The following is a 6949-nucleotide window of genomic DNA, read 5'->3' as shown; positions in this document are numbered from 1 at the left end:
TAATGCAACATTGGAAATATTATCGGTTGATGACCCAAGTTTATGTATTGGTTGTGAGCGTGTTTTCTTAGCAGAAGAAACTAATCTATCAGCAATCAAAGGTGATGCGGATAAAAGCTATCAATTTGAAGTACCAGCTGACGCTAACCGTGTAGTCGCGGTGATAGCGGGTGGTTATCAAGGCGATCCAGATATGTACGTTAGCGTAAACTCTGTGCCAACAACTAACGTTTCAGACTGTGCGCCTTTTAGTGCGCCACGTTTAAGTGAATATTGTGATTTAGGTGCTGGCGGCGGTACGGTTAACGTTATAATTGACCCGTTTTTAGATTACAGCGGTGCAACGTTTAGATTGTACTATGAGCGTAATATCGATACTTCCACTGGTTTACCTACAGCAGAAGCTAACGGTGCTTACAACGGCGTTATAAACGAAGTAATTAGCTTTAGTAGTGCTGGTTCAGTTGATGCTAATGGCAGTATTATTGCGTATAGCTGGGACTTCGGTGATGGTGGCACCAGTGCTGAAGCGAACCCTAGTTACGCTTATGCAACCAATGGTACTTACAGTGCAATATTAACCGTAACAGACAATGATAATAATCAATCATCAGATTCAAGCATCGTCAATATTAGTGCAACTAATGCAGCGCCGATAGCACAAATAAACGGACCATTTGATGAGTTTGTTAATACCAGTATTACCTTTTCAAGTGCTGGCTCTATCGATAATGACGGTACAATAACAAGTTATTATTGGAGCTTTGGTGACGGTAGTACCAGTACTTTAGCTAACCCTAGTCATAGCTATCAAACGGCGAGTACATACCCGGTTGAATTAACGGTAACTGATAATGATAATGCCTCAAGTACAGTTTCAACAACGGCGGTTATTAAGTCGGTTCTTGTTGATTATTGTGCAGTAACGGGTAATACCGGTTATGAATGGATTGCGGGGGTTACGGCTGGCGGAGTTTCGAATAACAGCGCTAAAGAAGGTTATGCAGATTTTACCAGCATTAATATGCCATTAACTGTAGGTAATAATGCTGTTAGCTTAACGGCTGGTGGTAATTATTCAGAACATTGGGCTATTTGGCTTGATACGAATAACAGTGGTACTTTTGAAGCATCAGAAAAACTACTTAGTGGTTTGTCTGGCAAAGGCACTGTAGTTGGTGATCTAGCTATTGATAATTCATTAGTTGGCCTAACAACTCGTATGCGCGTAGTGATGAAATATGGCAGTTCACCGACTAGCGCTTGTGGTTCTATTGGTGATGGTGAAGCTGAAGATTACATGGTAACTATTGTTGATAGTGGCAATGTGGCACCAGTTGCTCAAGCAAATGGCGCATATGTGACCCAAATTGGTAATGCAATAACTTTTGACAGCTTAGGCTCTAAAGATACTGATGGTAATATTGTTAGTTACTTTTGGGAATTTGGTAACGGTGCACAAAGCACTGATGCGAATCCAGTATATGCATACCCAGCAGCGGGCAACTATATTGCTTCATTAACGGTAACTGATAACGACGGTGCAGCTCATACTGATACAGCAAGTGTGACTATTGAACCGAATGTTCCAGGTATCGAAAATGCTTGTTTAACAAAAGCCGCCATTACTGGAGGTAGTTTAACTGCAGGACAGGCTGAATGTTTAGGTACTAATAGCGCTATTTGGTTTAGTTTAGGTGATGTTTCAGCTCATCAAACGGTGTCTATTACCACAGGTCATGGCCAAGGTAATGTAGATGTTATTTATAAAAATGGTGGCTGGCCAAATGATAGCAGTTTTGACGGTCAATCATTAGGTAATGGCTCTACCACAACTTGTCTTTCTTTAGCTGCAGGTGTCGACTATTGGTCGTACTTAAAAGTGACTGGTGGTGCAAGTGATGCGACTATTTTAGTGGAGTTTGATAGCGCAAGTTGTCAGTAGACTCACAGCATTAAACACTAAAGTATAAAGAAAAATAGCAAGGGGTAGGGTAAATTTAAATAATTTATCCTGCCCTTTTTCTTTGGCTAATTTTTGTCTTAATTATTTATTCAAACAGTAAAGTTAAGCTGCCTTCAATAGACTCTTGATGACCGTCGGCTGAAGACAAAGAAAAATCAAAATCGGCTTTTATATTTTTATTATCATTGTAAAAATCAAAATTTATAGTACCAGAATCGCTCTCAGGCAAATTACTAATTTCTGGTAAGACATTGCTGTATATTTTAGCAAAGTTGTCAGTCATGAAGCCTGTAGTTAAAAATGCAAATAAATTTGTTGGGTGCTTATCTAATAGAAACTGTAGTTCAAATGGATTGCCCTGATATTCAGTAAACAAACGCAGAATCGAAGCTTTGACCGTTTCCGAAAGAATGTCGTTAGAATCATATGATTTGACTTCAGAGGTAACCACAATTCCGCATACTTGAGTTGTGTTAGCAAGATTTTCGTAAGATGAAAAATTAATGTTTAGCTCACCATGTGATACTGACCTGTTATCACTTTTCTTAGTGTAAGTGCTTGCCATTACGACTTTATCGCCACACATGCGTTCCAATCTAAATTCGTTATCATTTTGGATAATATTTAATGAGCTGCTGGTCTCACACTGAACATCCGCTGCAAATTCATTGATGTTAATATCGTAGGTATCCGTTAGACCACACTCTGACAGAGTAATCGTTTCGGTGGAAACATTTATGGCTTCAATGTATGTAAGATTCAATCGTCGGGTTTCAACAGTTATGGTGTTACCATTACTGTTGATTGTACTGGTAAAGCTTACTTGTTCGTTAAACCATGTGCTGCCTGAAGTAAGTCCGTCAAAATTTAAGTTATCAACCTTAGGTAAACCTGATTGTGGCATATTGCCGTTGTTCTCGTTAAGGGTTTCGATATTGGCAACTATTACAGATGTTCTCTGGTCAGAAAATCCAATGACTTTGCTTGAATTTTCGAGTGTAACTTGAACGTTAATGGTACTTAATTGATCTACATTAGGTGCAGTAAAGTTAATAGTGTCAGTACCTTGACCGGTAAAAGGAATGTCCTGGCTTACTTGCCAGTTAAACTTTAGTTGATCGACTCCTTCGCCAGCTAAATTCAAAGTTAAACGAACAGTCTCTCCTTCATTAACCGACATAGAGGTTGGCAGAGCGTGATAAGTAACCTTTGGGATTTCCAAAGGGGCTTCGTCAGTCGACCCGCCACCACAGGCAGACAACAAGGTTAAAAATGTAGTTAATATTATAAAGTGCCAAGCGCCGGCTCCCTGTAAATTCATGAAAATCCCTAAATTATATTGATATGAATGCTGTAAAACGCAGTAGTATAGTTATTAAATTTTGATGTTTCAACTTAATAAACATAAGCTTAGTGAATAATTAGGCGCATGCTTGTTGTAAAATTTACAGTATTCTATTTGTGATAAATGCTGTCACAGTCAATTTAAAAACTTAGTCTGACCTTAGTTTTCCATTAGCCATAGTAGCTGTTGTGATGACATGGCAGCGAAAAATAAAGTTTAGTCAAAAAAGTATGACGCTCCTTGCTGATATTTTATTTAACTGTATGCTAACACTAAGTGGTCAGACCTTTGGTTGCGGCCAATTATTTTAGAGGCTCTAAGTAAGCAATGAAGCAACAGTCATTATATATTCAAGGTGAAGATCACCAACTACACCTTCGTCATATTTCCAAAGGTACCGCTGGCACGCCAATATTAATGATTCATGGCGCCATAGAGAATGGCTTTATTTTTTATACTGAGAAAGGTAAAGGTTTAGCCTGTTATTTAGCTGAACAGGGTTTTGATGTGTATGTTGCTGACCTTCGTGGTCGCGGAAAAAGCACACCAATCATAAATGCCAATTCTGACTTTGGTCAATTCGAAGCTATTAGCCAAGATATTCCAATGCTTTTAGATTACATCACTAAAAAAACTAACAAAGCCATGCATGTTGTTTCGCATTCATGGGGCGGCGTATTAATGGCGAGTTGTTTAGCTCGTTACCCAGAACGTTTACCACAGGTGTTAACTAAAAGCTGTTTTGGCACCAAAAGGTCGGTAACTGTAAGAAGTGTAGAAAAGTTTTTGAAAGTGAATCTATTTTGGAATAACCTTGCCATCAAACTAGCAAATAAAAACGGTTTTTTAGATGCCAAAAGGTATGGCATAGGCTCAGATAATGAAACGATAAAATCTCTTGAACACAGTGTTGCTTGGGTTAAAAAAGGTGCTTGGATAGACCCTCACGATGGTTTTGATTATAACACAGCCGCTAAAAATATAGTCTGGCCGCCGTCTTGGCATTTTACCGGGGTAAAAGATAAAGTTTTAGGGCATGAGCAAGATGTAAAAGGTTTTATTGCCGAGTCATATAATCATCAAGCTAAGTTTAATTTACTGTCAAAGAAAAATGGTAATGCCTTAGATTATGATCATATTAATATTCTGACTCATCCACAGGCAGTTACTGATCACTTTCCACTTTTAGCTGAATGGCTAAATACTCACAACTAATTTAAATAAACGGGGTTAAAGTAAATGTATGTCATTTTGCTCTAAGCCCAATTTTTATTACGCCATTGTGGAGAGCATTAGAGCTATTTTCAGTGCTCACTTTGTGAACTAAAGATATCCGCATTGTTACTGTTGACCTTAGTAAACAGTATTCCATGCTGAGAAACATCAAAATGCATGTTATCTATTATCACCGACGATTTTTTTGCCGCTGCAGCATTTGTTTTTGTTATCAATTGATAGTTATTGCTTTGATATTGGGTCCAAAACCATTGATTAGCTAGTTTTTTAATAATAAATTGTCGACTGCGTTGCGCGGCTTGAGAGAAAATAATTGCCTTATCAACAGCTAATTTCTTAGGTCCTGAATACAGCTGATGTTTTTGATCAATCCAAATAATATCTTCATCATTTTTGGCATACTGCACAAATTTCCATCTAGGCTCTTCCTGCGATACTTGATGACTGTCCAAGTGGTAGTAATTGACCCGCCATTGGTTATTCAGCTGAGTACTATAGGCTAAGGTATTATTGTCTTTAAAAGATACTTTTCGGATTTCCGCTTGGGGTATTTTCAGACGTTCAAAGTTGCCAGTATCACTATCAATCAGGTGTATCTCATTAAGCGTAAGTGCCAGTATTAGCTTGCCATCGTATGACCACTTTAAATCTAAATAGTGGCGTTCATCATTAAAGCTGGTCAGTTTACTCCTTTGCTTACCATAGATATCCGTTAACCATATTTCTTCGCTACCTGAGGTCACGCTAATATAAGCAACTTGGTTATTGTGGTGGGCAAAACTTGGTAATCGATCATCCACGGAAGAGTCGGCAATCAGACTTGTAGTTTGCTCGGTTAAATTATAGAGATGAATATTTTTATCAACAAAACCGGCAACAAACAAATAGTCTTTACCATTGCTATGCCTTTCCGGATTTTCTAATTGCTGACTGCCAGAATAAATGACGTGTCGGTCGCCTCCTTGCTGATCATAACTGATTAATTGATAGGCGGGATGTTCACCCATCAAAATGATCTGCTCACCTTGGTGACTCCATATGCCACAACAAGTATAGGCATCTTGCTTAAATAAAAAGCTTAGTTTATCGGAGGATAAATCGAGGGAGTAAAAGCCTTCCCATTGCTGTTTGTCAGGCGATGAAATTAATAACTTGTCTTTTTTTGGATGCATATCAAACTGGATGTTGCCATTTAGTACTAATTCAGGTTGAGGTAAACGACGTTTTTTATTGGTTATAATATTAATTTCAAACAAGGAATAAGGTGAGTTTCTTCCGGTCGATTCAGTATAGACCAAGCGGTTATTATTATGGGTAAAGGCAATTTTCCCTGCACTGCCCACCGGACAATTATGAATGAGCTTTTCTTCACCCAACGCCATGCCATCAACTGCTCGGATAAAATATTGGCATGACTGCTCCGTAGTCACTAGATAGGCAAGTAGTTTGCCGTCATAACTCCAAGAACCTGGACCCACCCAAGTTCTAACATTACCACTATGTTCAATTTCAACCACTCTTTCATCAGCAAAAGACTTCAACAGCAAGTGCATTTTCCCTGCACTGAGCTCGGTATAAACCATGCGAGTGCCATCGGGTGAAATTTGCGGTTGGTATTCTGAACCAGCTCCGCGAGTGAGTGCCTTTGCTTTGGTGGTTATGGCTCGGTCAGGAGTCGAATAGTGGCTAGTTAGTTGCGTTATCAACACTATTATCAACAACAACATGAAGAGCAGGAAAATTTTGTTCTTTAATATTTTGGTGAATACAGCAGTCCTTTGTTCAGCGGATAGTGATGCATTGGTAACAGTGGCTGTTTCCTCTATGACTGAGACCACGGCAATAAACTTGTAACCTTTTTTACTAAAAGTGGCGATAAATTTCGGCTTTTTAGCATCATCATTGAAGAGTTTTCTTAATTTGGTAATGACACGATTTACCGCACTATCGCTAACAATACGGCCTTGCCAGACATGCTCAATTAATTGCTCGCGACTGATTATTTGGTCTTTATTACGACAAAAATAACTGAGTAATTCAACCACTAAGGGTTCAATTTGTTGAGTGTTTTGTCCATTAGAGATGGTCTGGTGCTGATCACAGAAAATAAATTGAGCTATTTGCCAACGCATTGAAGTTCACTTTTTATATTATAAGCAACGGAAAAATATCATATTTATTCGTTTTGGTCATTAAAAGTCATAATAAATCATTTAAAAATAACGATAAATAATAGCAAGGTCATGAATATTTTAAAGACTGCCTCTAGTATAGCTGGCACTTATCAGAGCCTAAATAAATTAAGAGAAAAGTATGTTTTATATAGGAAGTTTTAATACAAATTTTAACAGTAAGAGTATGGCACTTTTAGTGTTACTTTACTTCACGTTGATAAATTCTGT

General features: G+C 38.2%; 4 protein-coding genes. 2 read left to right on the top strand and 2 right to left on the bottom strand.

What is annotated here, in order from left to right:
- On the top strand, nucleotides 1–1945 hold a 1945-nt coding region (locus tag HRT50_RS16965; RefSeq protein WP_291616670.1), incomplete at its 5' end, for a PKD domain-containing protein.
- 106 nt (nucleotides 1946–2051) lie between these two features.
- On the opposite strand, the gene HRT50_RS16960 is transcribed toward HRT50_RS16965, so the two are convergent.
- Nucleotides 2052–3287, bottom strand: a complete 1236-nt coding sequence (locus tag HRT50_RS16960; protein ID WP_291616668.1) for a hypothetical protein — start codon at nucleotides 3285–3287, stop codon at nucleotides 2052–2054.
- 351 nt (nucleotides 3288–3638) lie between these two features.
- On the opposite strand from HRT50_RS16960, the gene HRT50_RS16955 reads away from it, so the two are divergent.
- Complete coding sequence (locus HRT50_RS16955) at nucleotides 3639–4526, top strand: alpha/beta hydrolase (protein WP_291616666.1); 888 nt, start codon at nucleotides 3639–3641, stop codon at nucleotides 4524–4526.
- 89 nt (nucleotides 4527–4615) lie between these two features.
- On the opposite strand, the gene HRT50_RS16950 is transcribed toward HRT50_RS16955, so the two are convergent.
- Nucleotides 4616–6679 carry a winged helix-turn-helix domain-containing protein gene (locus HRT50_RS16950; protein ID WP_291616664.1) on the bottom strand — a complete coding sequence of 688 codons (2064 nt, stop codon included), beginning with the start codon at nucleotides 6677–6679 and terminating at the stop codon, nucleotides 4616–4618.
- Nucleotides 6680–6949 lie beyond the last annotated feature (270 nt).

The organism is Colwellia sp. (assembly GCF_013215345.1).
Lineage (GTDB): Bacteria > Pseudomonadota > Gammaproteobacteria > Enterobacterales > Alteromonadaceae > Colwellia.
This window is presented reverse-complemented; position numbering and strand designations above follow the sequence as displayed.